25 protein-coding genes are annotated in these 24,516 nt (G+C 45.6%); 16 read left to right on the top strand and 9 right to left on the bottom strand.

The window, feature by feature from the left end; translation table 11 throughout:
* Window positions 1-94: 94 nt before the first annotated feature.
* From LBF07_RS03315 to ugd, 15 genes are all read left to right on the top strand, one after another.
* The gene (locus tag LBF07_RS03315; protein WP_094934034.1) at window positions 95-1,090 is read left to right on the top strand and encodes an NAD-dependent epimerase/dehydratase family protein; all 996 of its coding nucleotides are present in this window, start codon (window positions 95-97) and stop codon (window positions 1,088-1,090) included.
* A 215-nt stretch (window positions 1,091-1,305) separates the two neighbouring features.
* A complete protein-coding gene (gene galF, locus LBF07_RS03310) occupies window positions 1,306-2,202 on the top strand; it encodes a GalU regulator GalF (protein WP_094934033.1) in 897 nt (298 codons plus the stop codon).
* Window positions 2,203-2,554: 352 nt separating this feature from the next.
* Window positions 2,555-3,640, top strand: a complete 1,086-nt coding sequence (rfbB, locus tag LBF07_RS03305; RefSeq protein ID WP_094934031.1) for a dTDP-glucose 4,6-dehydratase — start codon at window positions 2,555-2,557, stop codon at window positions 3,638-3,640.
* Window positions 3,641-3,702: 62 nt separating this feature from the next.
* On the top strand, window positions 3,703-4,575 hold the full coding sequence (rfbA, locus tag LBF07_RS03300; RefSeq protein ID WP_094934030.1) for a glucose-1-phosphate thymidylyltransferase RfbA: 873 nt from the start codon (window positions 3,703-3,705) through the stop codon (window positions 4,573-4,575).
* Between the two features lie 4 nt (window positions 4,576-4,579).
* The gene (locus LBF07_RS03295) at window positions 4,580-4,996 is read left to right on the top strand and encodes an FdtA/QdtA family cupin domain-containing protein (protein WP_094934304.1); all 417 of its coding nucleotides are present in this window, start codon (window positions 4,580-4,582) and stop codon (window positions 4,994-4,996) included.
* A gap of 37 nt (window positions 4,997-5,033) precedes the next feature.
* Window positions 5,034-6,131 carry a DegT/DnrJ/EryC1/StrS aminotransferase family protein gene (locus LBF07_RS03290; protein WP_094934029.1) on the top strand — a complete coding sequence of 366 codons (1,098 nt, stop codon included), beginning with the start codon at window positions 5,034-5,036 and terminating at the stop codon, window positions 6,129-6,131.
* A gap of 30 nt (window positions 6,132-6,161) precedes the next feature.
* Entirely contained in the window at window positions 6,162-6,707 is a 546-nt protein-coding gene (rfbC, locus tag LBF07_RS03285; protein ID WP_094934028.1) for a dTDP-4-dehydrorhamnose 3,5-epimerase, read from the top strand.
* A complete protein-coding gene (locus LBF07_RS03280; RefSeq protein ID WP_094934027.1) occupies window positions 6,704-7,534 on the top strand; it encodes an NAD(P)-dependent oxidoreductase in 831 nt (276 codons plus the stop codon). The genes rfbC and LBF07_RS03280 overlap by 4 nt, the downstream gene beginning before the upstream one ends.
* Entirely contained in the window at window positions 7,531-8,778 is a 1,248-nt protein-coding gene (locus LBF07_RS03275) for a hypothetical protein (protein WP_127341052.1), read from the top strand. The genes LBF07_RS03280 and LBF07_RS03275 overlap by 4 nt, the downstream gene beginning before the upstream one ends.
* Window positions 8,771-9,745, top strand: coding sequence for a glycosyltransferase (locus tag LBF07_RS03270; RefSeq protein ID WP_094934025.1), 975 nt, complete (start codon window positions 8,771-8,773; stop codon window positions 9,743-9,745). Before LBF07_RS03275 ends, LBF07_RS03270 begins: the two co-directional genes overlap by 8 nt.
* Before the next feature lie 11 nt (window positions 9,746-9,756).
* Entirely contained in the window at window positions 9,757-10,293 is a 537-nt protein-coding gene (locus LBF07_RS03265) for a serine O-acetyltransferase (RefSeq protein ID WP_094934024.1), read from the top strand.
* Entirely contained in the window at window positions 10,290-11,270 is a 981-nt protein-coding gene (locus LBF07_RS03260) for a hypothetical protein (RefSeq protein ID WP_094934023.1), read from the top strand. The genes LBF07_RS03265 and LBF07_RS03260 overlap by 4 nt, the downstream gene beginning before the upstream one ends.
* An 18-nt stretch (window positions 11,271-11,288) precedes the next feature.
* A complete protein-coding gene (locus tag LBF07_RS03255; RefSeq protein WP_127341051.1) occupies window positions 11,289-12,524 on the top strand; it encodes a hypothetical protein in 1,236 nt (411 codons plus the stop codon).
* Window positions 12,525-12,712: 188 nt separating this feature from the next.
* On the top strand, window positions 12,713-14,119 hold the full coding sequence (gndA, locus tag LBF07_RS03250) for an NADP-dependent phosphogluconate dehydrogenase (protein ID WP_094934021.1): 1,407 nt from the start codon (window positions 12,713-12,715) through the stop codon (window positions 14,117-14,119).
* A gap of 226 nt (window positions 14,120-14,345) precedes the next feature.
* Entirely contained in the window at window positions 14,346-15,512 is a 1,167-nt protein-coding gene (gene ugd, locus LBF07_RS03245; protein WP_033145958.1) for a UDP-glucose 6-dehydrogenase, read from the top strand.
* A 79-nt stretch (window positions 15,513-15,591) separates the two neighbouring features.
* Here the strand turns inward: ugd and LBF07_RS03240 are convergent, their stop codons facing one another.
* Together LBF07_RS03240 and LBF07_RS03235 are read right to left on the bottom strand one after the other, a co-directional pair.
* On the bottom strand, window positions 15,592-16,146 hold the full coding sequence (locus tag LBF07_RS03240; protein ID WP_094934020.1) for a GNAT family N-acetyltransferase: 555 nt from the start codon (window positions 16,144-16,146) through the stop codon (window positions 15,592-15,594).
* A 35-nt stretch (window positions 16,147-16,181) separates the two neighbouring features.
* Window positions 16,182-17,186: an NAD-dependent epimerase gene (locus LBF07_RS03235; protein WP_094934019.1), complete on the bottom strand. Its 1,005-nt coding sequence runs from the start codon at window positions 17,184-17,186 to the stop codon at window positions 16,182-16,184.
* Window positions 17,187-17,377: 191 nt separating this feature from the next.
* On the opposite strand from LBF07_RS03235, the gene wzzB reads away from it, so the two are divergent.
* Window positions 17,378-18,358 carry an LPS O-antigen chain length determinant protein WzzB gene (wzzB, locus tag LBF07_RS03230; protein ID WP_094934018.1) on the top strand — a complete coding sequence of 327 codons (981 nt, stop codon included), beginning with the start codon at window positions 17,378-17,380 and terminating at the stop codon, window positions 18,356-18,358.
* Window positions 18,359-18,397: 39 nt separating this feature from the next.
* On the opposite strand, the gene hisIE is transcribed toward wzzB, so the two are convergent.
* From hisIE to hisD, 7 genes are read right to left on the bottom strand one after another with little or no spacing between them, the layout of a single operon-like run.
* Window positions 18,398-19,009 (bottom strand): bifunctional phosphoribosyl-AMP cyclohydrolase/phosphoribosyl-ATP diphosphatase HisIE, encoded by a 612-nt coding sequence (gene hisIE / locus LBF07_RS03225; RefSeq protein ID WP_094934017.1) that lies wholly within the window; start codon window positions 19,007-19,009, stop codon window positions 18,398-18,400.
* Window positions 19,003-19,779 carry an imidazole glycerol phosphate synthase subunit HisF gene (hisF, locus tag LBF07_RS03220; RefSeq protein WP_023330862.1) on the bottom strand — a complete coding sequence of 259 codons (777 nt, stop codon included), beginning with the start codon at window positions 19,777-19,779 and terminating at the stop codon, window positions 19,003-19,005. Before hisF ends, hisIE begins: the two co-directional genes overlap by 7 nt.
* Window positions 19,761-20,498: a 1-(5-phosphoribosyl)-5-[(5-phosphoribosylamino)methylideneamino]imidazole-4-carboxamide isomerase gene (gene hisA / locus LBF07_RS03215; protein WP_094934016.1), complete on the bottom strand. Its 738-nt coding sequence runs from the start codon at window positions 20,496-20,498 to the stop codon at window positions 19,761-19,763. The genes hisF and hisA overlap by 19 nt, the downstream gene beginning before the upstream one ends.
* On the bottom strand, window positions 20,498-21,088 hold the full coding sequence (hisH, locus tag LBF07_RS03210) for an imidazole glycerol phosphate synthase subunit HisH (RefSeq protein ID WP_094934015.1): 591 nt from the start codon (window positions 21,086-21,088) through the stop codon (window positions 20,498-20,500). Before hisH ends, hisA begins: the two co-directional genes overlap by 1 nt.
* Entirely contained in the window at window positions 21,088-22,155 is a 1,068-nt protein-coding gene (gene hisB / locus LBF07_RS03205; protein ID WP_094934014.1) for a bifunctional histidinol-phosphatase/imidazoleglycerol-phosphate dehydratase HisB, read from the bottom strand. Before hisB ends, hisH begins: the two co-directional genes overlap by 1 nt.
* Window positions 22,152-23,213 carry a histidinol-phosphate transaminase gene (gene hisC, locus LBF07_RS03200; RefSeq protein ID WP_094934013.1) on the bottom strand — a complete coding sequence of 354 codons (1,062 nt, stop codon included), beginning with the start codon at window positions 23,211-23,213 and terminating at the stop codon, window positions 22,152-22,154. Before hisC ends, hisB begins: the two co-directional genes overlap by 4 nt.
* The gene (hisD, locus tag LBF07_RS03195) at window positions 23,210-24,514 is read right to left on the bottom strand and encodes a histidinol dehydrogenase (RefSeq protein WP_094934303.1); all 1,305 of its coding nucleotides are present in this window, start codon (window positions 24,512-24,514) and stop codon (window positions 23,210-23,212) included. The genes hisC and hisD overlap by 4 nt, the downstream gene beginning before the upstream one ends.
* Window positions 24,515-24,516 lie beyond the last annotated feature (2 nt).

Raw genomic sequence — 24,516 nt, 5'->3', positions numbered from 1 at the left:
CTTTTTGTCAGTTCTGTCTTATCATTAGCGATACCTCAGGGAATACAGAGATTACCGGAGGTTTGCCAAACACACATAACGCACTGAGTGGTTTATGAACGATAAAGTTTTGTTTATTGGCGCGTCCGGTTTCGTTGGGACTCGTTTGATCGAGATTTCTAAGGCTGAGTTTAATGTAACCAACTTCGACAAACAGCAAAGTCATTTCTACCCTGACATTACTGTTTCCGGAGATGTGCGCAATCAGGAGCAACTCGATCACGCTCTTGCAGGTTTCGACACGGTGGTATTGCTCGCCGCTGAGCATCGTGATGATGTCAGCCCAACGTCGCTCTACTATGATGTCAACGTTCAGGGTACACGTAATGTACTGGCAGCTATGGAAAAAAATAATGTTAAGAATATTATTTTTACCAGTTCAGTTGCCGTTTATGGTCTTAATAAAGTCAATCCTGACGAATCTCACCCGCATGATCCTTTCAACCACTACGGTAAAAGTAAGTGGCAGGCGGAAGAGGTTCTGAGAGAATGGTTCAACAAAGCGCCTGAAGAACGATCTCTGACTATTATTCGTCCAACGGTCATTTTTGGTGAACGCAATCGTGGCAATGTCTACAATCTTCTGAAGCAAATCGCGGGTGGAAAATTCGCAATGGTGGGCGCCGGAACCAACTTTAAGTCTATGGCTTATGTGGGTAATATTGTTGAGTTTATCAAATTCAGATTGAGCAACGCCAACCCTGGCTACGACGTCTACAACTATGTCGACAAACCCGATCTGAATATGAATCAATTAGTTGCTGAGGTTGAAAAGAGCCTCAGCAAAAAAATCCCTTCAGTTCACCTCCCTTATCCTTTAGGAATGCTAGGCGGTTTTTGCTTTGATATCCTTAGCAAAGTTACCGGCAAGAAGTATGCGATTAGTTCCGTACGTGTAAAAAAATTCTGTGCCACCACTCAGTTTGATGCCACTAAAGTGCACACCTCTGGTTTTAAAGCACCTTATACCCTATCTCAAGGACTGGACCGTACGTTGAAGTACGAATTCGTGCATGAGAAGAAAGATGACATCACGTTTATTTCTGAGTAGCAACCGACGATCTGGGATTTGTCGGAAACACGTTTATCCTCTTTTTTATTGGTAGGGTTTCCGACGATTCTGGGTCACACTTATAGCGTAATGAGCTTAAGTAATCAGAGTTCTGAGCCAAACGTGATTTGCATTCGACGGAGTAGACTTTCTTCTTCAGGCATTTTTCCTGACACAGTTTATACTTCGTCAACCATATTAAGGTGGAAGAGATAATGATCAATTTGAAAGCAGTCATTCCGGTAGCAGGCCTGGGCATGCATATGCTGCCAGCCACAAAAGCCATTCCTAAAGAGATGCTGCCGATCGTCGACAAACCAATGATTCAGTACATTGTCGATGAGATTGTTGCTGCAGGGATCAAAGAAATCGTCCTGGTTACGCACTCCTCCAAGAATGCGGTAGAAAACCACTTCGACACATCTTACGAACTCGAAGCGCTGCTTGAGCAGCGCGTCAAACGCCAGCTGCTGGCGGAAGTGCAGTCTATTTGTCCGCCGGGCGTGACTATAATGAACGTGCGCCAGGCGCAGCCGCTGGGTCTGGGGCATTCTATCCTATGTGCTCGCCCGGTTGTGGGTGATAACCCATTCATTGTTGTTCTTCCTGACATTATCATCGATACCGCTTCTGCCGATCCGCTGCGTTACAACCTGGCGGCAATGGTGGCACGTTTCAATGAAACGGGCCGTAGCCAGGTGCTGGCGAAACGCATGAAAGGCGATCTCTCTGAGTATTCTGTTATCCAGACTAAAGAACCGCTGGAAACGGAAGGGCAGGTGAGCCGTATCGTTGAGTTCATCGAAAAACCGGATCAGCCACAGACGCTGGATTCGGACCTGATGGCAGTGGGTCGTTATGTTCTTAACGCGGATATCTGGACCGAGCTGGAAAAAACTGAGCCAGGCGCCTGGGATCGTATTCAGCTGACCGACGCGATTGCCGAGTTGGCGAAGAAGCAGTCTGTTGACGCGATGCTGATGACCGGCGACAGCTATGACTGTGGTAAGAAAATGGGTTATATGCAGGCGTTCGTGAACTATGGGCTGCGTAACCTGAAGGAAGGGGCGAAGTTCAGAACCCGTATTGAGAAGTTGCTCGCAAACGACTGATATTCCTGCAACGTCTTGAACAAGCGGCAGTCATTATTTTGGTGTATTGAAATATAGCCAAAATGATGACTGCCGTTTTTTATTATTAATCCTATGATTACATAGGGTTACAGGGTTTAAATCGGGATCTCTTTGTAGCGATTTGTGCTTGTTTCTGAGGTCGTTTAGGACGACAATTAACGCCAGTTTTTTGTCTGGATCCAGACAAGAAAAATCATTTAATCAGACATCGCTCAGTGCACTGGTAGCTGTTAAGCCAGGGGCGGTAGCGTGCTCAATTTCTGAAACCGTCAAAACCGATCGGATTCAGAGCGTAAATATCCAGACATTTCCAACAGACGGAACAGATAACGTGAAAATTCTTGTGACGGGCGGGGCCGGCTTTATCGGCTCAGCGGTTGTACGACATATTATTAAAAATACCCAGGACGACGTCGTCAATGTGGATAAGCTGACCTATGCCGGCAACCTTGAGTCGCTTAGTGAAGTCAGCGACAGCGATCGATATGTTTTTGAGCATGCGGACATTTGCGACAAAAATGCAATGGATCGTATCTTCGCAGAACATAAGCCTGATGCGGTTATGCACCTGGCTGCTGAAAGTCACGTCGATCGTTCTATTACCGGCCCGGCTGCGTTTATCGAAACCAATATCGTCGGCACTTATGTGCTGCTGGAAGCCGCACGAGCATACTGGTCAACGTTGGATGAGCAGGCGAAGAAAGCGTTTCGTTTTCACCACATCTCAACCGACGAAGTGTATGGTGATTTGCCGCATCCTGATGAGCATCCGGCATCAACTGAGCTGCCACTCTTCACTGAAACTACCGCGTATGCTCCTAGCAGCCCGTATTCGGCGTCGAAAGCCTCCAGCGACCATTTGGTTCGTGCCTGGCTGCGTACTTACGGTTTCCCGACCATTGTCACCAACTGTTCAAATAACTACGGCCCGTACCATTTCCCGGAAAAGTTGATCCCGCTCGTTATTTTGAATGCGCTGGACGGTAAAGCTCTGCCTATTTACGGCAAGGGCGATCAAATCCGTGACTGGCTATATGTAGAAGATCACGCGCGCGCACTCTACACCGTTGTCACTCAAGGGAAACCGGGTGAAACGTACAACATTGGTGGCCATAACGAGAAGCAGAACCTGGAAGTGGTACAAACGATTTGCGACCTGCTTGATGAGATTGTGCCGAAGGTGGGGTCTTACCGCGATCAAATCACCTATGTGACTGACCGTCCGGGTCATGACCGCCGTTATGCCATTGATGCTGAGAAGATTAGCCAGACGTTGGGTTGGAAGCCGCTCGAGACCTTTGAAAGTGGGATCCGCAAAACGGTGGAATGGTATCTGTGTAATCAACAATGGATTGATAATGTGAAAACAGGGAGTTATCAATCTTGGGTTGCTAAGAATTATAATGACAGAAACTGAGTTAGATACGTTCGTTGTCAAGAAAATAAAAAATATTAAATTTACCCTTAAGAGGTGACAGTATGAAAGGAATTATATTGGCTGGTGGTTCTGGTACACGCTTATATCCAATAACTAAAGGCGTTTCAAAACAACTTTTACCGGTTTATGATAAACCTATGATTTATTATCCGCTTTCCGTATTAATGCTTGCGGGGATTAAGGATATTATGATCATCACAACACCTGAAGATAACGAAAGTTTTAAGCGTTTACTCGGTGATGGTTCTGATTTCGGAGTGAATTTATCTTATGCTGTTCAGCCTAAACCTGAAGGGCTGGCTCAAGCTTTTATTATTGCCGAGGATTTTATTGGTGATGATAGCGTATGCCTTGTATTAGGCGATAACATATTTTTTGGTCAGAGTTTTAGTAAAAAATTACGGGAAGCTGCGGAGAATAAAGATGGTGCAACTGTATTTGGCTATCAAGTAATGAACCCGAAAAGCTTTGGAGTGGTTGAGTTTGACTCAAATAATAATGTCATCTCAATTGAAGAGAAACCGAAAGTTCCAAAATCTAATTGGGCTGTCACTGGGCTTTATTTCTACGATAATGAGGTGATTTCGATAGCCAAAGGTATCACCCCTTCAGAACGAGGTGAACTTGAGATTACATCAATTAACCAAAAATACCTTAAACAGGGTAAACTAAAAGTAGAACTCCTGGGTCGAGGTTTCGCTTGGTTGGATACTGGAACACATGAAAGTTTGATCGAAGCGGGAAATTTCGTTGAAACGGTTCAAAAACGTCAAGGTATGATGATTGCATGTCTTGAAGAGATCGGGTGGCGAAATGGGTGGATCTCAACAGAAACTTTAGAAAACAGGGCTAAAGAGCAAAGTAAAAATGATTATGGTAGCTACTTGTTAAGATTATTAGATGGGGCGCACTAATTATATGGATATTAAACTTATTCCATTACAAACTCATGGCGATGAACGCGGTTGCCTTGTGTCTCTCGAAGAGTCAAAAAACATCCCTTTTACTGTAAAAAGGGTATATTACATGTTTGATACAAAGCAGGGTGTGAGCCGTGGTTATCATGCGCATATCAAACTGAAACAGGTTGCTATAGCAGTCAAAGGTTCTTGTCGCTTTATTTTAGATAATGGCTCAGAACGCGTTGATATTATTCTTAACAATCCCGCCCAAGGGTTACTTATTGACTCCACTATGTGGCGAGAAATGCATGATTTTTCGGAAGATTGCGTTTTAATGGTTCTTGCCGACTCATTCTATGAAGAAACTGATTATATTAGAGATTACAAGCAGTTCCAGGAATTAGTAAAAAACAATTGTGATTTATCAAGCTAAATAATTTCCCTATAGATTAACTTGCAAGGCGAACAAAATGATTAGTTTCCTCAATTTGGCAAAAATTAATAATCAGTATAAAGAAGAAATAACAGAAGCATTTGCGCGAGTATTAGATTCAGGTTGGTATATTGGTGGTGCAGAATTAAAGAAATTTGAAAAAGCATTTGCAGACTATTGCGGTGTGAAATTTGCGCTTGGCGTTGCTAATGGACTAGATGCGTTAACCTTAACACTTCGTGCCTGGAAATTGATGGGTAAATTAAAGGATGGCGATAAAGTAATTGTGCCTGCTAATACTTATATCGCTTCAGTACTTTCTATCACTGAAAATAAGCTACAGCCTGTTTTCGTTGAACCTGATGCTGATACTTTTAATTTATCAGTAGAAAATGTTGAAAAACACCTTGATGCAAATGTTAAATGTATTCTTGCTGTCCATCTATACGGGCAAATATGCCCTATGGACAAACTAAAAGAAATTGCTGATAAGCATAGTATTTTGATTCTTGAGGATTCAGCACAAGCGCATGGTGCTGAACTTAATGGAATTAAAACCGGCAACTGGGGTGATGCAAGTGGTTTCAGCTTTTATCCTGGTAAAAATCTTGGTGCATTAGGTGACGCCGGGATGATTACAACAAATGATCCTGATTTAGCTGATGTTTTAACCGCATTGCGTAATTATGGTTCATTCAAAAAATATGAAAATACATATGTTGGAGTAAACAGTCGCCTTGATGAACTTCAGGCTGCTGTTTTGAATATCAAACTTGCACATCTTGATAGAGAAAATAATATTAGAAGAGATATCGCGTCGTATTACAGGACACACATTAATAACAATAAAATAAAGCTCCCAAAGGTCAATAATGAGTGTGAGCATGTTTGGCATCTTTTTGTTATTCAATCAGAACATCGTAATGAGTTACAAAAATACCTAAAAGAGAATGGTGTTGAAACGCTTATCCATTATCCTATTCCACCACACAAGCAACAAGCTTATTCGATATATAACAATCTGAATTTGCCCGTCACCGAAATGATTCATGAGTCAGTACTTAGCTTACCAATTGATACTACAATGACAAACGAAGAAATAATGAAAGTTGTAAGCGTAATTAACTCTTTTTAATTATATGTACTTTGAAAAGGTATTATTCACATGAACGTTATTGAAACAGGGCTTGATGGTTGTCTTCTCATAAAACCAAATGTATTTAAGGATGCTCGTGGTTTTTTCCTTGAGTCTTATCACGAAAAAAAATATGCCGAAATTGGTATTACAGAAAAGTTTGTTCAGGATAATCGTTCGCGATCGGTACGTAATGTCTTGCGGGGACTGCATTTTCAAATAACAAAACCACAGGGAAAACTTGTTACCGTAACTGCTGGTGAAGTATTTGATGTTGCTCTTGATTTGCGTCCAAATTCGAGCACATTTGGTAAATATTATTCTGTAATTCTTAGCTCTGAAATGAATAACCAGCTTTACATTCCCCCTGGATTTGCTCATGGCTTTTGTGTGTTATCAGAGATGGCCGATTTTCAGTACAAATGTACAAGTTTTTATGATCCAAAAGATGAGGGGGGAATCATTTGGAGTGATGATGAGATCAATATTGCATGGCCAATTGAAAATCCGATCGTATCACCAAAAGATGAAAAATTAATATCGTTTGCTGAATTCAAGTCCAAGGTTTCAGAATGAATAAAATGAAAGTTTTCGTTGTTGGCGGCAATGGTTTTATTGGCAGCGAAGTCGTAAAAACTTTCCAGTCATCAGCAGTAGAAGTAATTGTGCCTACTCGCAACGAGTTATTTACGACTAATGCTGGAAGTGACATTATTATTTATTGTGCTGGCAATGGTGATTGTTCCCGACCTGAGCAGGTAGTAGAGTCTAATATAATATATTTACAACAAATACTTGCGAATTGTAATTTCAAAAAACTTATTTATCTATCATCCACGCGTCTTTATCTTAACTCAGAACATTCAGCAGAGAATACTGGGATAACGATACAATATGATGATAACAGGCGACTTTTTAATTTAACTAAACTAACTGCTGAAGAGTGCTGCTTAAAATCTGGTAAAAATGTTTTAATCGTACGACCAAGTAATGTTTATGGTAATGCATTTGAAAGCAAGTTATTTCTACCCATGATTGTTAAACATGCAATTTTGAATAAAAAGATCAATATGTATGTCAACAGGGAATATAGCAAGGATTATGTTTCAGTAGCTGATGTTTCGGAAGCAATAAAATACCTTGCTTTAGCCTATGAGGGTGAGGAAAAAATATTCAACATTGCGTCAGGGAAAAATACAACAGCTATTGAGATCGCAGAAATTATACAGTCAAAAATCAACTGTGAGATTGTCTGGCATCCAAACTCAACAAATGAAACTTTCCCTGTAATTGATCTCGCTAAGATTAAAAGTATCATGCAGTACTGTCCCATCTCAGTTACCGATAGTTTATCCTTTATGATTGATGAATTTATAAAACGCTTTCGTAAAGAGGGGCAATGATGATTATTAAAACTGCTTTTTGGGCTATGTCTCAAACCTTGGTTAAGTTAATGGCAGGTTTTATTATCATCAAATTAATTGCAAAAGTAGGAGGGCCTAATGCCCTCTCTAGTTTTGGTTTATATCAAAATCTGGTAACTGTATTATTAATGATGAGTGGTGGTGTTGTTTTTGCAGGAGTAACATCTAAGATCGCAAGAACAAAAGATGATAACGAATTCACAGCATTTTATTTAGGAGTAAATTCATTTCTTAACTCGTTATGCCTTTTTTCTGTTTTGGTTATATTACCACTCTGTATTGGCGTAGTTTATTTTTCAGTAGAAAATGACAGCTATGATCTAATTATCCTTCTTTTAATATCTTTGCCATTTATATTATTACAGACTAGATTTAATTTTTACCTGGCAATATTAAACGGATTAAAGAAAGTTAATCTATTAGCAAGGAAAAGTATTTATGCGAGTTTGCTCACTGTTGTGATTGCTTGTGCCGCATATTTATTTACAACTGATTGGCGAGTTTTCGCGATTTGTATGTGTCTGGGGCCAGCATTCAAATATATGTATGAGTACTTTAAAGCGAATAATGATTATGTATTAACTGAAAATATAGAACCTGAAAGAAATCTCAATTATCTTCTTCATTATTCATTTGCCGGGTTGGTTTCTTCGATTTGTTTGCCTTCAGCGCAAATCATCGCTAGGGATTTTATCGCAAATCATAATGGGCTTTACGATTCAGGCATTTGGCAAGGTCTGACTCGTTTTTCGGAGGTTTATTTAGTACTGATCTCTTCTATTCTAAGTATTTATATTCTACCGAAGATATCACCCGCGAAAACTAAAGCTCATATTAAAGATTGTATTCTACCTTTGTTTTTATTATTAACGCCTGTTATTTTTATTGGTGTTGGATTAGTCTATATATTAAAAGAATATATTATAATTATCCTTTTTAGTCGTGAGTTTTTACCGATGAAAGAACTTTTCATCTATCAGTTGCCCGGCGACGTATTTAAAATTTTTGCATTAATTTTGACTTTTTCTCTGCTGGGATTAGGTAAAGTTAAAACATTAATACTTCTTGAATTGGCTTATTTTTGTGTGTACCTAAGCTTGATATATTTTTCCGTTCCGTTATATGGGCTCAAAGGGTCGATTATAGCTTATTCTGTAAGTTATTTTTTATATTTGCTTCTCGCAATTTCTGTTTTTTTCTATTGGTATAAAAAATATGAATGACATTTTTTCTCCTAAAGTTTCAGTCATGATTGTTACCTACAATCAAGAGGATTTAATTCGGGAGACATTAGATAGTGTTTTATCGCAGGATTACCCAAACCTGGAAATTGTTGTGGCTGATGATGCTTCGACAGACAATACTCCTAAAATTATTCATGAATATGAAATGCGATTCCCCGGAATTATAAAACCTGTCCTCAACCCAGTAAATCTAGGCATTACAGGAAATTCTAATTCTGCTTTTTTCAATTGTACTGGAGAATTTGTTGCTATTCTCGGAGGTGATGATATTTTTTTACCTGGTAAAATTGAGAAACAAGTTAGACAATTTGAGGATCCAGAAGTCGTTCTTTCTTATCATCCTGTAGACATTTTCTTGCATCAAACTGGTGAAACTTTATTTTTGACTAATACTACGCACCATGAGTTCATTGGAAACGTTTATGATATTATTTCTAAGGGGGGTATTCCTGGAGCTTCATCGGTAATGGTCAGGCGTTCAGCGTGTCCTGAACATGGTTTTGATCCGCTATTCCCTGTTGTCTCAGATTGGATTTTCTACATCGAGGTCGCCCTGAAGGGGAAAGTTGCGTTTCTTGATGAAATGCTCGGGCGTTATCGTAAACATGGAAAAGGTGCTAGTGAGCGCACCTTAGAGCTAATGTCTGAATCTTTACTGACGCTTGATGTTGTTATTGATCGATATGGAAAAAGTGATGCTCACCTTGTTGACGTTTGTGCTAAAGGTAAGCGCCGATACATCCTGGGAGAGGTTTATCGTCAGATTATTTCTAATAAGACAAGTAACATGAAATATCTTTTTTCACTACTAGAGTCTACTTCTACAAACAAAGGCAGGTATGTAGCGAAGATTCTTGGTTGGGTATTATCGAATAATTTTGTCGTGTTATGTTTATCAAGAATGTTACCAAAACTTAAATCATTCATTAAGCGCAATATAGCGTAAGGTAACTGATCATGATTAAAGAAGACTTATCTCATTTTTTTAAAATTTACAAAATTGGTAAAAAAACAACCAGGCTTAATATTGTTAAGTACACTTTTCATCCACGCTTTTCATGCATCGCACTATATAGAGCCAGTAAATATTTACACATGAAAAGAATGAGGTTTTTATCACGTTTGTTGCAATTATTAAATACACTTGTCTTTAATGTAGAGATAAGTATGGAGACGGATATTGCTGGTGGTATGTTTATTCCTCACTCTTTTGGGATTGTGATTGGCGCTTCAAAAATCGGTAAAAATGCCATAATTTATCAAGGTGTTACAATTGGTGCAAAAAACTTGGACGTGCCATTTTCGCATGTCAATAGGCCTATAATTGGTGATAATGTGACTATTGCCTCGGGTGCCAAAGTTTTGGGAGGGATTACTGTTGGCAACAATGTGACTATAGCTGCTAACAGTGTTGTTATTAATACCTGCGAAGATTCTTGTGTTTTAGGCGGGGTTCCTGCTAAAGTGCTGAAAATAAAGGATGTTATTGCATGAATGCCCTTTTGATTTGTCCTGATTTTTTTGATTATGCTGTACAGATTGAAAAAGCTATTGAGAGACAAGGATTGCAGTGTGTGCGTTTGGATGAAAAACCTTCAAATATGGCGCTCGCTAAAATCGTTATAAGGTTGTTTGGGCAGAGAAAAATTGTTCAAAAATTTCTTTTAGCAAGCTTGAAAAAGAAAGTGAATGATTTAAAGATCGATTCTTTTGATTATATTATAATTATCAAGGCGGAATGTATATCCGGTGAATTTATGATGTGGTTAAAGGAAAAGTATAAAGAAAGCAAATTTGTTTTTTATGCATGGGATTCGATTAAAAACTACCCCCATGTAGAACATTTATTACATCATTTTAATAAAAGTTATTCATTTGATAAAAATGATGCACTAGAATATGAACATCTACAGCATTTACCTTTATTTTATTCGCCCCATTACAATAAATCGTCAATAAAACCAAAAGCAAACAAGATATCATTTATTGGTTCTTATCATAGTGACAGATTTTATGTGTTAAAGAAAATTTGTGAAAAATATAGTGCTGATTATGATTTGAATTTCACGCTATATTTCCCATCGATTATTCTTCTATCATCTTTTATAATCAAAAATATAAAATCATTATCTGCTCTGAAGCATATTAAGATTACACTTAAGTCTATTTCAGGTGAAACCATCGCAAAAGAGTACAATAATTCTATTGCCGTGATTGATGTCCACCATCCATACCAAAACGGTTTGACGATGAGGGTGATAGAATTGTTACCTCTGGAAAGAAAAATTATTACTACAAACGATTCGATAACGTCTTATCCGTTTTATAATGTCAATAATATTTGTATTATTAAACGAGATGAACCAGTGATTGAGCAATCTTTTATTGCCAGTGATTTTGTGCAATCAGATATTTCATTTACAAGTAATTATAGTATCGATTCTTGGGCGGAAAAATTGCTTGCTATTTAAATTGGTTGTGGAGTTTATATGTCTCAAGTTAATCGTGGAATTTCCATGTCTACATTTTTTCTAATAAGCGTCCTCCCATTGGGCACGCTTTTTTTTTACATCATACCAGCAATAATTAGCTACTTTATAAATAGTGATGTTTATTCTTTTGAAATGATGACAATATCTAGTGTATCTATTTTATTTTATACGCTAGTGCTGATTTCTAACTTTGATAAATTACTATTCCCCTTCAAAACAGCAAAATTTAATTTAAACCTTACATCCCTATCTAAGGGGATCGTTATAAGTTACAGCCTGCTGATGTTATATACGGCGTTGACTGCTCCGACAATTCCATTACTTGATGCATTAAGAGGAAGTGGTATTGATGTAATTTCAAATGGTCGTGAAACATTTCTGCGTACGCGGACCGGTTGGGAAGTAATATTGAATTATTTTTTCGCCATGTATCGGTCGGTCTTAATGCCATTTGCAGTATGTTGGTTATTTTATGCTAAAAATAGCTGGCGCTATTTCTCCGTAATTGTATTTTTATTTACCTTGCTATTAACTTTGGAGAAAAGCGTCTGTGTAATTGCCTTAATTCCACTTTTCTTTTTGTTTTTCCAAATAAGACCTAAAGTGGCACGCAGGATATTATATGTAACAATAATATTAGTTGCGGCGACATCATTTTTGGCGCGTGGTGGTATATCATCAGAATCAAGCACGAGTGATTTAAGTTCCGTTCCGGATAAATATAATATTTTTAAATCTGATAGTCAGTTTTTTTATGTAATCAATAGAATATTTTTTATACCTTATGCTACTAGCGTTGACTGGCTAAAGTATCGAGATTCGAGATTAAATGGAAATGAATTGATGGGGCGTAACATCTCTATCATAGCCTCAATGCAGGGTGAGGAAAAATTAAATATTGAAAGAGAGGTTTTTGAATTTCAATGGGGGCAAAACGAGAGTGGAACAGGTTCTGCTAATACGTCATATTTTGTAGATTCATATATTGGCTGGGGCGTTTTTGGGGTGCTAATCTATAATTTGATTATAGTTTTTATTATTAGGTGTGCTATACAAAGTGATATATTTGTTGTTAAAGCATGCACATTTGTGCCTTTGGTTTTTCTTTTGTTTAATTCTCTCTCAGCAATGATTTTTAGTGGTGGTTTGTTTATTTTGGTTTTCATTAGTTTATTCCTGTATGATCGTTCGCTTTATATTGGGCGGGTACGAAATGAACTTGTCGATAGTTAGTGTATTTATCTTGTGTTTAAATTAGGAATATATTGCCCTTTTTAAACTTTGTGTTATTTCACTTTTTGTACGAATTATAACTGAAACAGTTAAGTAAACTCTGGTCCCTTCCACCTTACTTAGGTTAACATTAACAATACATTCAAACCGCGTATAAATCGCGGGACCACACCTGACAGGAGTATGTAATGTCCAAACAACAGATCGGCGTCGTCGGTATGGCAGTGATGGGGCGCAACCTGGCGCTCAACATCGAAAGCCGTGGTTATACCGTCTCCGTTTTCAACCGCTCCCGTGATAAGACCGAAGAAGTGGTTGTCGAGAACCCAGGCAAGAAACTGGTTCCTTTCTATACGGTGAAAGAGTTCGTTGAATCTCTGGAAACGCCTCGTCGTATCCTGTTAATGGTAAAAGCGGGCGCAGGTACCGATGCAGCTATCGACTCCCTGAAACCTTACCTTGAAAAAGGTGACATCATCATTGATGGCGGCAATACCTTCTTCCAGGACACCATTCGTCGTAACCGTGAGCTGTCTGCTGAAGGCTTTAACTTCATCGGTACCGGTGTATCTGGTGGTGAAGAGGGCGCACTGAAGGGTCCATCCATCATGCCTGGTGGCCAGAAAGAAGCATACGAACTGGTTGCTCCTATTCTGACTAAAATCGCTGCCGTTGCCGAAGATGGTGAGCCGTGTGTGACTTATATCGGTCCGGACGGTGCTGGTCACTATGTCAAAATGGTGCACAACGGCATCGAATACGGCGACATGCAGCTGATTGCTGAAGCTTATTCCCTGCTGAAAGGCGGTCTGAACCTCTCTAACGAAGAGTTGGCTGAAACCTTTACCGAGTGGAACAAAGGCGAGCTTAACAGCTACCTGATCGACATCACCAAAGATATCTTCACGAAGAAAGATGAAGAGGGTAAATACCTGGTTGATGTGATTCTGGATGAAGCTGCGAACAAAGGTACCGGTAAATGGACCAGCCAGAGCTCTCTGGATTTGGGCGAACCGCTGTCTCTGATCACCGAATCCGTCTTTGCGCGTTACATTTCTTCTCTGAAAGAGCAGCGCGTCGCGGCATCTAAAGTGCTGTCTGGCCCGCAGGCTAAACCAGCGGGTGATAAAGCCGAATTCGTTGAGAAAGTGCGCCGTGCACTGTACCTGGGTAAAATCGTTTCTTACGCGCAGGGCTTCTCTCAGCTGCGTGCGGCGTCAGACGAGAACAACTGGGATCTGAACTACGGTGAGATCGCGAAGATCTTCCGCGCTGGCTGTATTATTCGTGCGCAGTTCCTGCAGAAAATCACCGATGCTTATGCTGAAAACGCCGGTATCGCCAACCTGCTGCTGGCACCGTACTTCAAGAAGATTGCGGACGAATATCAGCAGGCGCTGCGTGACGTGGTTGCCTACGCTGTCCAGAACGGTATCCCGGTTCCGACCTTCTCTGCTGCAGTGGCCTACTACGACAGCTACCGTGCTGCTGTGCTGCCAGCTAACCTGATTCAGGCACAGCGTGACTACTTCGGTGCGCATACTTACAAACGTACCGATAAAGAAGGCGTGTTCCATACCGAATGGATGGAATAAGTTAACTCACTCGCTGTAATCAAAACCCGGAGCCTGTCTCCGGGTTTTTTTATGCAAAAAATGTCGTCTGTTATTCGAAGTAGTCTGAATCTCGCCCCGCTCGTAGTGATTACTCCTGGTTTGCCTTGACAGTTCAGTTTGCCAGGAGGTACAAAGCCCAACAGTTATGTTTATCGCGATGGTCTGGCGGCCATCAGTACAGTTAACTCACAGAAGTCATTAGCGAATGAAAATAACAATCTCCGGAACAGGGTATGTCGGTCTTTCTAACGGCATTCTGATTGCCCAGAATCATGAAGTGGTTGCGCTGGATATCGTGCAGGCCAAAGTGGATATGCTCAATCAGAAAAAATCGCCGATTGTGGATAAAGAAATCCAGGACTATCTCAGCAATAAATCGCTGAATTTCCGCGCCACGACAGATAAAGAAGATGCATACCGCGATGCGGATTACGTCATCATTGCGACGCCTACTGACTACGATCCTAAAACCAACTACTTCAACACCTCAACTGTAGAAGCGGTTATCAAAGACGTTATCGCGATTAACCCTGACGCGGTGATGGTTATTAAATCGACCATTCCTGTTGGGTTTACCAAATCTATTAAAGAAAAGTTCGGTATTGATAATATCTTCTTCTCGCCTGAATTCCTGCGTGAGGGGAGAGCTCTTTACGATAACCTGCATCCTTCGCGTATCGTCATTGGCGAACGTTCAGAGCGCGCTGAACGCTTTGCTGCGCTGCTTCAGGAAGGCGCAGTGAAGAAAGATATTCAGGTCTTGTTTACCGATTCCACTGAGGCTGAGGCAATTAAGCTCTTCGCGAATACCTACCTGGCAATGCGAGTAGCTTATTTCAATGAGCTCGACAGCTACGCAGAGAGTCTTGGCCTGAATACCCGCCAGATTATTGAAGGTGTGTGTCTCGACCCGCGTATTGGCAACCACTACAACAACCCGTCATTTGGCTACGGTGGCTATTGCCTGCCAAAAGATACTAAACAACTGCTGGCAAACTATCAGGCTGTGCCGAACAATCTGATATCGGCGATTGTTGACGCTAACCGTACACGTAAAGATTTCATCTCCGATTCCATCCTTGCGCGTCAACCGAAAGTGGTCGGCGTTTACCGTTTGATCATGAAAAGCGGCTCCGATAACTTCCGCGCCTCTTCCATTCAGGGGATCATGAAGCGCATTAAGGCGAAAGGGGTTGAGGTTGTTATCTATGAGCCTGCCATGCCGGACGATCAGTTCTTCAATTCCCGGGTGATCCGCGATCTGGATGCCTTTAAGAAAGAAGCCGATGTCATCATTTCAAACCGCATGGCGGAAGAGCTGGCTGACGTGGCGGATAAGGTTTATACCCGCGATCTGTTTGGTAGTGATTAAGAGAATAATTTAGCTTAAAAGGACAGCCTGTTATGGGCTGTCCTTTTTAATCTCTAATCTTAGAGTAGTTAAACGTTTCTTATTTGATTAAAATACGCTCAGGAAGATATTTTTTGAATTTGTTCATTGAGTGCTGAATGCTATCTTTCGAAATGGTGAAAAGAACATCATCCTCAGTTTCTTTTTGACGAACAGCACCGAAACGCTCATGGAATCTGATGACAGAATGATTACCTTTACGTACGTCGAAGTGGGCGCTGGTAAACCCTAATTTCAAAGCGTAGTAATAAACTAGAAGTGCCGACTCAATTGCAAAGTGTGAAGGTGCATCTTCATGAATGACCCATGATCCCCAGCAGAAAGAATCTTGCTGCTGATCATAAATTCTTACCGTTCCAAAAGGTATATCATCAAGGTCGGTAATGATGAAGTAGGCTTGGCCCTCGCTTTTCAGATAACCTGCTATCCATTTTTCTTGAGATTTAATATCATCAGAGGTGGTGCTTATAAATCGCCCCTTTTTCTCATTCGTTCTTAGCGCGACAATGAAAGCTGCATCATCGGTTTTTACATTTCGAAGTTTAACAGAGCGACCCACGATAAGATCTGTCTGGTGAATTACTGGAATAGACATAGCAGTTCCTTTTGGCGTAGACATAATGAATGCATTCAAATTTTGTAGAAACGTTTGTACCAGTCTACAAAGTTCTTCACCCCATCTTTAACCGAGGTTTGCGGTTTAAATCCGATCACCTCATAAAGCGCCTGGGTATCGGCACTGGTTTCCAGAACATCGCCAGGCTGGAGAGGCAGCATGTTTTTTTCTGCTTTTTTACCCAGCGCGTCTTCCAGCGCGGTAATGTAATCCATAAGCTCGACTGGCGAACTGTTACCGATGTTGTAAACCCTGTAGGGTGCTGAGCTAGTTGCCGGGGAGCCGGTCTCAACGGTCCAGTTTGTGTCTGACTGAGGAATAACATTCTGCAGACGAATAATTGCTTCAGCGATGTCATCAATGTACGTGAAGTCGCGCTTCATCTTACCGTAGTTATAGACATCGATGCTTTTGCCTTCAATGATCGCCTTAGTAAACTTAAATAACGCCATGTCTGGGCGTCCCCACGGACCGTACACGGTGAAGAAGCGCAGGCCGGTGGTCGGCAAGTTGTACAGATGCGAATAGGTATGCGACATCAGTTCATTGGCTTTTTTGGTCGCAGCATAGAGTGAGACCGGGTGATCCACGGAATCGTCAGTGGAGAAGGGCATCTTGCGGTTGAGGCCGTATACGGAGCTGGACGAGGCATAAAGCAGATGCTGCACGTTATTATGGCGGCAGCCTTCGAGCACGTTGAGATGGCCGATAAGGTTGGCATCGGCATACGCGTGAGGGTTTTCAAGAGAGTAACGTACACCCGCCTGCGCGGCCAGATGAATCACACGATCAAACTTCTCAGCCGCGAAAAGCGTGGCCATACCTTCCCGGTCAGCTAATTCCAGCTTGTGGAAGGTGAAACTCTCAGATTTTAACAGTTCCAGGCGTGCCAGCTTCAGGTTGACATCGTAGTATTCATTGAGGTTATCGATACCAACAACCTTATGACCCGCCTCAAGGAGGCGTTTACTGACATTCGCACCGATAAAACCTGCTGCACCCGTGACTAAAAATTTCATAACTTCCCTCATAAACCCTATTCTATAGATACCGTAACGCATCAGATGACGTCTATGATAGCGCGAAGGGTGTAAGTTACATAACCCATCTTTCCGATATTACTCATCGGATTCTTATAGAAAAATCGCCAGTAATGGATAAACTATACAAACAAAATTATGTTTGCCCTTTTTTATCAGTTAGGGATTGTATGACGCAAAATAACAATGGCCAGGTCGCTCCAGGTAACGAGCCTGAGCAAATTGATTTACTTGATTTAGTGTTCCAGCTGTGGCGTGGGAAGTGGGTGATAGCAGCCTTCGTTGTTGTTTCTATCGCCCTGGCAATTGGATATTTATCCGTTGCAAAAGAAAAGTGGACTTCTAGTGCAATCATTGCACAACCTGACGCAGCTCAGATTGCCACCTATTCTAATGCGTTGAATATCCTGTATGGTACCGCCGCACCTACAATGATTGACAACCAAACGCGCGCTATTGATCGTTTTAGTGCTTCTTTCTCAGCGTTATCGCAGGCGCTGGACAATCAGGCAGAGCCTGAAAAACTCACCATCGAGCCTGCTGTTAAAGGGCAAGCGTTGCCACTAAACGTCTCCTATACCAGTACATCCGCAGAAGCAGCTCAAAAGCAGTTGGCGCAGTACATTCAGCTGGTTGATGAGCAAACGGCGAAAGAGCTTGCCGTTGACCTTAATGACAATATCAAAGAGCAAATAAAGACCTTGAATGCTTCCCTGCAAAACCAGGAGAAGGTCGCTCAGGAACAGAAAGATCTGCGTATCAAACAGATTGCTGAGGCACTGAAGAACGCTGAAGCAGCGAATATTACCTCGCCGCGACTCCAGCAAACCCAGGAAGTGACTCAGGAAACGATGTTCCTGCTGGGAAGTGAGGGGCTGAAATCCATGATTGACAACGAAGCTTCTCTTCCGTTGGTCTTTCCAAGAGCCTATTATCAGACCAGGCGAAATCTACTGGACATCCAGAATCTGAACGTAAACCCGGACACGATCCACGTTTATCGTTATGTTATGAAACCTGAACTCCCTGTGCGTCGTGACAGCCCGAAAAAAGTGATTGTTCTGATTCTTGCCGTGCTGCTGGGCGGAATGATTGGTTCTGGGGTGGTGCTTGGCCGCAACGCATTGCGCAACTACAAACCAAAAGCCTGATTTGCAGATTAAAAAAACCGGGGATATTCCCCGGTTTTTTTATTTGTGACGTTTGCGTAAATTCTCAATCACCGCCGTCAAATTCAGCTCCTGATCCTGCAGCAGCACCAGCAGGTGATACATCAAATCAGACGCTTCATTCGTCAGCTCCTCGCGGTCATGTACGGTCGCGGCCAGCGCGGTCTCAACGCCTTCTTCTCCCACCTTCTGTGCGATGCGCTTGGTACCGCTGGCGTACAGCTTCGCGGTGTAGGAACTTTCAGGATCCGCCGTTTTACGCTCTGCCAGCAGCTGTTCCAGTTGATACAGGAACAACCACTGGTGGCTCGCCTCGCCGAAGCAGCTGCTGGTGCCCTTATGGCAGGTTGGGCCGATTGGGTTTGCCAGCACTAGCAGGGTGTCGTTATCGCAGTCTGGCGTAATGCTCACAACATTCAGGAAATGACCCGAGGTCTCGCCTTTGGTCCACAGGCGCTGTTTCGTGCGCGAGTGGAAGGTCACTTTGCCGCTGTCGATTGTTTTCGCCAGCGCGTCCTGGTTCATATACCCCAGCATCAGCACTTCGCCTGAGACGGCATGCTGGACAACCACCGGCAGTAATCCGTCATTTTTTTCCCAGTCCAGCTGCGCCTGTTGTTGCTCTGTTAACATACCCTGATCTCCACGCCCTGGTCGGCCAGGTACGTTTTTAACTCACCAATATTAATAATCTGTTTGTGGAACACGGACGCGGCCAGCGCGCCGTCCACGTTCGCATCGCGGAAGGCTTCGAGGAAGTGTTCCATGGTGCCCGCACCGCCGGAGGCGATCAGCGGAACGTGGCAGACCGCACGGACTTTTTTCAGCTGCTCGAGGTCATACCCGTTACGCACGCCGTCCTGGTTCATCATGTTGAGGACAATTTCGCCCGCGCCACGCTTCTGCACTTCCTGCACCCAGTCGAGCGTTTCCCACTGCGTCACGCGCGTGCGGCTTTCATCCCCGGTGTACTGGTTTACGTGGTACTTGCCCGTTGCGGCGTCATACCAGGTGTCGATCCCAACCACAATACACTGCACGCCAAAACGATCGGCGAGGCGGGTGATCAGCTCCGGGTCGGCCAGGGCAGGGGAGTTAATCGAAATCTTGTCGGCGCCAAAGGAGAGAATTTTGGCGGCGTCGTCAGCGGACTTAATACCGCCCGCCACGCAGAACGGAATGTCGATCACTTCCGCCACGCGTGCCACCCAGCTTTTATCGACCACGCGGCCATCGCTGGAGGCGGTGATGTCGTAAAAGACCAGCTCGTCGGCGCCTTCATCGGCATAGCGTTTTGCCAGCGGGACGATGTCTCCAATGATCTCGTGGTTGCGAAACTGCACGCCTTTCACGACCTGACCATCGCGTACGTCCAAGCAGGGGATTATCCGTTTTGCCAGCATTGAATCGCCTCCGTCACTGTAAATTTACCTTCCAGTAGGGCCCGGCCCACAATCACGCCCTGCACACCGGTACCACGCAGCGCGGCCACGTCGCCGATATCACCGATACCGCCCGAAGACTGGAACGCCACCTGCGGATAACGTGCACAGACCTCTTCATACAGCGAGACGTTAGAGCCCGCCAGCGTTCCGTCGCGGGAGATGTCCGTACACAACACGTGCTTCAGACCAACGGGCAGATAGATATCGACCAGCTCTTCCAGCGTCACGCCGGAGTTTTCCTGCCAGCCGCTAACGGCAACCTGCTTGTTACCCTGTTCGTCAATACGCACGTCCAGCGCCAGCACCAGGGCATCGGCACCAAAGCGGCGGAACCAGCCTTTCACCGTCTCAGGATCTTTCACGGCGGTTGAACCCACCACCACGCGGGCCACGCCAGCGTCCAGCAGCGCCGCGACGTCATCTTCCGTACGCACGCCGCCGCCTACCTGGACGGGCACATCAACACCCGCAACAAGTTGTTTAAGCAGCGGGATCTGGCGTTTCGCCGGATCTTTCGCGCCCGTCAAATCCACCAGGTGCAGTACCTGCGCACCCTGAGCGGCATAATCCTGCAGACGCGGCAGCGGGTCGTTTCCGTAATCGCGCTGCTGTCCATAATCGCCCTGATGCAGACGGACAACCGTACCGTCAATTAAATCTAACGCGGGAATAATCATCACATCTCCAGGAAGTTTTTCAGCAGCTGCGCGCCTACGGCGCCAGAGCGCTCCGGGTGAAACTGCACGCCGAAGAAGTTGTCTTTCTGTACGGCCGCCGTAAACGCCTCGCCGTAGGTGCACTGGGCGATCGTATTCGCGTTCACCGGCATGGCGTAGCTGTGCACGAAGTAAAAATACGCGCCGTCTTCGATGCCGCGAAACAGCCGGTCGCCCGCTTTGGCGTAAACGCGGTTCCAGCCCATATGCGGCAGAGGCAGGCCGCGATCGGTCATTTTCGGCACGTCTTCATCAATAATGCCCAGCAGGTCGACGCCGTTGCTCTCTTCGCTGCGGCGGCCCAGGATCTGCATGCCCAGACAAATGCCCAGCACCGGCTGGGTACAGGCTTTGATCAGGTCGACCAGCTCGCGTTCGCGAATTTGATCCATCGCCGCCTGCGCGGTCCCCACGCCCGGTAAAAAGAGTTTGTCGGCGCGCAGCACCACGTCCGGGTCACGGCTTACCACCGGCTCATAGCCGTGGCGCGCAATGGCCGATTTCACGGAGTTCAGGTTGGCGCATCCGGTATCCAGAATGACCACGTTCATTACAGCACTCCTTTCGATGAAGGCAGGGCGTCACCTTCCACACGAATTGCCTGGCGCAGGGTACGGCCAAAGGCTTTAAAGAGACTCTCCACGCGGTGGTGGTCGTTCTTGCCCTTGGTCTTCAGGTGCAGCGTCAGGCCCATGGTGTAGGACAAGGAGCGGAAGAAGTGCTCCACCATTTCGGTGCTCAGATCGCCCACGCGCTGGTAGGTGAAATCGGCTTTATACTCCAGGTGCGGACGACCGGAGATGTCCATTGCGCAGCGCGCCAGACACTCGTCCATCGGCAGGACAAAGCCGAAACGGTTAATACCGCGTTTATCACCGAGCGCCAGCTTCAGGGCTTCACCCAGCGCCAGGCCGGTATCTTCCACGGTGTGGTGATCGTCTATGTAGAGATCGCCTTTTACCGTAATTTCCATGCGGAAACCGCCGTGGGTAGCAATCTGGTCCAGCATGTGATCGAAGAAACCGACGCCGGTGTGGATCTTGCTGCCGCCTTCACGGTCCAGCCAGACCTTCACATCAATCTGCGTCTCTTTGGTGTTACGCTCAACGTGGGAATAGCGGTCGCGTTTTGTCAGCTGCTCGCCAATCTTCGCCCAGTTCAGGTTGTTGCGGTCGTAGCGCAGCCCCGCGATGCCCATATTTTCCGCCAGCGTGATATCGGTGATGCGATCGCCGATGACATAGCTGTTGGTTTTATCCAGCACATCTTCAGCCAGGTAGCGCTCTACCAGCTTCACCTTGGGCTTACGGCAGTTGCACTCGTCGGCCGGCATGTGCGGGCAAATCAGCACTTCATCAAATACCACGCCCTGAGAGGTCAGCACCTGCATCATCAGATTATGCGGGCCGTCAAAGTCCGCCTGCGGGAAGCTGTCGGTACCCAGACCGTCCTGGTTGGTGATCATCACCAGCTTAAAGCCTGCTTTTTGCAGATTAAGCAGCACCGGGATCACGTCCGGTTCAAAAGCCAGCTTGTCGAATCGATCGACCTGAAAATCGGCTGGTGGCTCCGAAATAAGGGTGCCGTCACGATCGATGAAAAGGATCTTCTGGGTCATACTTTCTCCGCTTTCAGGGCGTCAATCACGCGCTGGCTCTCTGCACGGGTGCCTACGGTAATGCGCAGGCATCCGCTCAGAGAAGGTTGTTTATTCTGGTCTCGTAAGATAATGCCCTGATCCCATAAAGATTTAAATACGGCACTCGATGCGGTGAAGCGCACCAGGATGTAGTTAGTTTCCGAGTCGAATACCTGCTCCACGCAAGGGATATCCTTCAGGGCGGTCACCAGATACTGACGTTCCTCCAGGATTTGCGCCACGCGCTCGCGCATCGCGTTGATCCCCTGTGGCGTCAGCGCCTGTGCCGCAATATCGGCAACCGGCGTCGAGAGCGGGTACGGGGCGATCACTTTCAGCAGCAGGTCGATGACCTCTTTATTCGCCAGGGTAAAGCCGCAGCGCAGGCCCGCAAGGGCAAAGGCTTTCGACAGCGTACGCAACACCACCAGGTGCGGATACTCTTCCAGCCAGCCTGCCAGCGTCGCCTGTGGGCAGAACTCGATGTAGGCTTCGTCGGCAACCACCAGCGCTTTACCGCGCGTCATCTCCAGCAGGGTGCGGATATCCTGCGGGTTGATAATCTGTCCGGTCGGGTTGTTCGGGCTACAGACAAACACCACTTTTACGCCATCGAGATTGTCGGCGATGCCCTGCAGATCCAGCTGCCAGTTCTCGAGCGCCTGCACGTTGCGGCACGCCACGCCGAAGGTTTCCGCGCTGACGCTGTACATACCGTAGGTCGGCTGGCAGTACATCACCTCGTCTTTGCCCGGCTCGCAGAAGGCGCGGATCAGCAGTTCAATACCCTCATCCGCGCCGCGGCTGACCAGCACCTGCTCCGGCTTCACGCCCGCGTACTGCGCGTAGTTTTCAATAACGGCCTTTGGCTGACACTCCGGATAGCGGTTCAGCGTTTGCTGCGACAGTTCGAACTGCACCGCCGTCGGGAATTCGTTGGCGTTCAGCCAGACATCCCCTTTACCGCCCAGACGACGCGCCGACTGATAAGGCGTCAGGCGACGGACATTTTTGCGGGCTAACTCTTCAATGTTCATGCATGCTCCTTCAGGGCTGCAACGCGCAGCGTAACGGCATTTTTGTGGGCGGTCAGCCGCTCGGCGGCAGCCAGGGTTTCAATAGTCGAAGCCAGTGACGCAAACCCTTCGCGGGAGAGTTCCTGCACGGTCATGCGTTTCTGGAAATCCGCCAGGCCCAGGCTGGAGCAGGTAGAGGTATAGCCATACGTCGGCAGAACGTGGTTGGTGCCGGAGGCGTAATCGCCCGCGGACTCCGGTGACCAGTCGCCGAGGAACACCGAGCCCGCGCTGGTAATGCTTTCAACCAGATCGCGCGCGTTGCGGGTCTGAATGATCAGGTGCTCCGGGCCGTACTGGTTGGAGATGGCAATACACTGGTCCAGGTCGCGCGCCACAATCAGGCGACTGGCCGCTAGCGCCTGGCGTGCCGTGTCGGCGCGGGGCAGGTCGGCAAGCTGACGCTCAACGGCTTCGCCCACGCGTTTCGCCATATCGGCATCCGGCGTCAGCAGGATGACCTGCGAGTCCGGGCCGTGTTCCGCCTGAGAAAGCAGGTCGGACGCCACGAAGTCCGGCGTTGCGCCGCTGTCGGCAATCACCAGCACTTCAGACGGGCCGGCAGGCATATCGATGGCCGCGCCGTCCAGACGCTGGCTGACCTGGCGCTTGGCTTCGGTCACGTACGCATTGCCCGGGCCAAAGATTTTGTCGACCTTCGGAATGGATTCTGTGCCAAACGCCAGGGCTGAAATCGCCTGCGCGCCGCCCACTTTATATACCGCCTGCACGCCGCACAGCTTCGCCGCATAAAGGATCTCGTCGGCAATCGGTGGCGGTGAGCAAAGCACCACTTTTTGACACCCTGCAATGCGTGCGGGAGTCGCCAGCATCAGCACGGTGGAGAAAAGCGGGGCAGAGCCGCCTGGAATATAGAGGCCGACGGAGGCAACCGGGCGCGTGACCTGCTGGCAACGCACGCCGGGCAGGGTTTCGACATCCACGGTCTGCAGCTTTTGCGCGGTGTGGAAGGTATCAATGTTTTTCACCGCGACGGCCATCGCCTGTTTGATGTCGTCACCCAGACGATTGCTGGCGTCAATGATTTCCTGCTCGGTTACCCGTAATGCGCCGACTTCCGTCTTATCAAATTTTGCGCTGTATTCACGCAGCGCGTCATCGCCGCGGGCTTTGACATTATCCAGGATCTCCGCCACGGTGCGTGAGATGCTCTCAGAGGCGGAAATCGCCGGGCGCATCAGCAGCTCGCGCTGCTGTGCGTCGCTACAGGTATTCCAGTCGATGATTGTGTTAAAGCTCATGG

This window comes from Enterobacter cloacae complex sp. ECL352, assembly GCF_020149545.1.
Taxonomy (GTDB): Bacteria; Pseudomonadota; Gammaproteobacteria; order Enterobacterales; family Enterobacteriaceae; genus Enterobacter; species Enterobacter asburiae_B.
This window is presented reverse-complemented; position numbering and strand designations above follow the sequence as displayed.

Coding starts and splice junctions, on each gene's coding strand:
- LBF07_RS03315 (WP_094934034.1), top strand. CDS start 95: ATGAACGATAAAGTTTTGTTTATTGGCGCGTCCGGTTTCGTTGGGACT.
- galF (WP_094934033.1), top strand. CDS start 1,306: ATGATCAATTTGAAAGCAGTCATTCCGGTAGCAGGCCTGGGCATGCAT.
- rfbA (WP_094934030.1), top strand. CDS start 3,703: ATGAAAGGAATTATATTGGCTGGTGGTTCTGGTACACGCTTATATCCA.
- LBF07_RS03295 (WP_094934304.1), top strand. CDS start 4,580: ATGGATATTAAACTTATTCCATTACAAACTCATGGCGATGAACGCGGT.
- LBF07_RS03290 (WP_094934029.1), top strand. CDS start 5,034: ATGATTAGTTTCCTCAATTTGGCAAAAATTAATAATCAGTATAAAGAA.
- rfbC (WP_094934028.1), top strand. CDS start 6,162: ATGAACGTTATTGAAACAGGGCTTGATGGTTGTCTTCTCATAAAACCA.
- LBF07_RS03280 (WP_094934027.1), top strand. CDS start 6,704: ATGAATAAAATGAAAGTTTTCGTTGTTGGCGGCAATGGTTTTATTGGC.
- LBF07_RS03275 (WP_127341052.1), top strand. CDS start 7,531: ATGATGATTATTAAAACTGCTTTTTGGGCTATGTCTCAAACCTTGGTT.
- LBF07_RS03270 (WP_094934025.1), top strand. CDS start 8,771: ATGAATGACATTTTTTCTCCTAAAGTTTCAGTCATGATTGTTACCTAC.
- LBF07_RS03265 (WP_094934024.1), top strand. CDS start 9,757: ATGATTAAAGAAGACTTATCTCATTTTTTTAAAATTTACAAAATTGGT.
- LBF07_RS03260 (WP_094934023.1), top strand. CDS start 10,290: ATGAATGCCCTTTTGATTTGTCCTGATTTTTTTGATTATGCTGTACAG.
- LBF07_RS03255 (WP_127341051.1), top strand. CDS start 11,289: ATGTCTCAAGTTAATCGTGGAATTTCCATGTCTACATTTTTTCTAATA.
- gndA (WP_094934021.1), top strand. CDS start 12,713: ATGTCCAAACAACAGATCGGCGTCGTCGGTATGGCAGTGATGGGGCGC.
- ugd (WP_033145958.1), top strand. CDS start 14,346: ATGAAAATAACAATCTCCGGAACAGGGTATGTCGGTCTTTCTAACGGC.
- LBF07_RS03240 (WP_094934020.1), bottom strand. CDS start 16,146: ATGTCTATTCCAGTAATTCACCAGACAGATCTTATCGTGGGTCGCTCT.
- LBF07_RS03235 (WP_094934019.1), bottom strand. CDS start 17,186: ATGAAATTTTTAGTCACGGGTGCAGCAGGTTTTATCGGTGCGAATGTC.
- wzzB (WP_094934018.1), top strand. CDS start 17,378: ATGACGCAAAATAACAATGGCCAGGTCGCTCCAGGTAACGAGCCTGAG.
- hisIE (WP_094934017.1), bottom strand. CDS start 19,009: ATGTTAACAGAGCAACAACAGGCGCAGCTGGACTGGGAAAAAAATGAC.
- hisF (WP_023330862.1), bottom strand. CDS start 19,779: ATGCTGGCAAAACGGATAATCCCCTGCTTGGACGTACGCGATGGTCAG.
- hisA (WP_094934016.1), bottom strand. CDS start 20,498: ATGATTATTCCCGCGTTAGATTTAATTGACGGTACGGTTGTCCGTCTG.
- hisH (WP_094934015.1), bottom strand. CDS start 21,088: ATGAACGTGGTCATTCTGGATACCGGATGCGCCAACCTGAACTCCGTG.
- hisB (WP_094934014.1), bottom strand. CDS start 22,155: ATGACCCAGAAGATCCTTTTCATCGATCGTGACGGCACCCTTATTTCG.
- hisC (WP_094934013.1), bottom strand. CDS start 23,213: ATGAACATTGAAGAGTTAGCCCGCAAAAATGTCCGTCGCCTGACGCCT.
- hisD (WP_094934303.1), bottom strand. CDS start 24,514: ATGAGCTTTAACACAATCATCGACTGGAATACCTGTAGCGACGCACAG.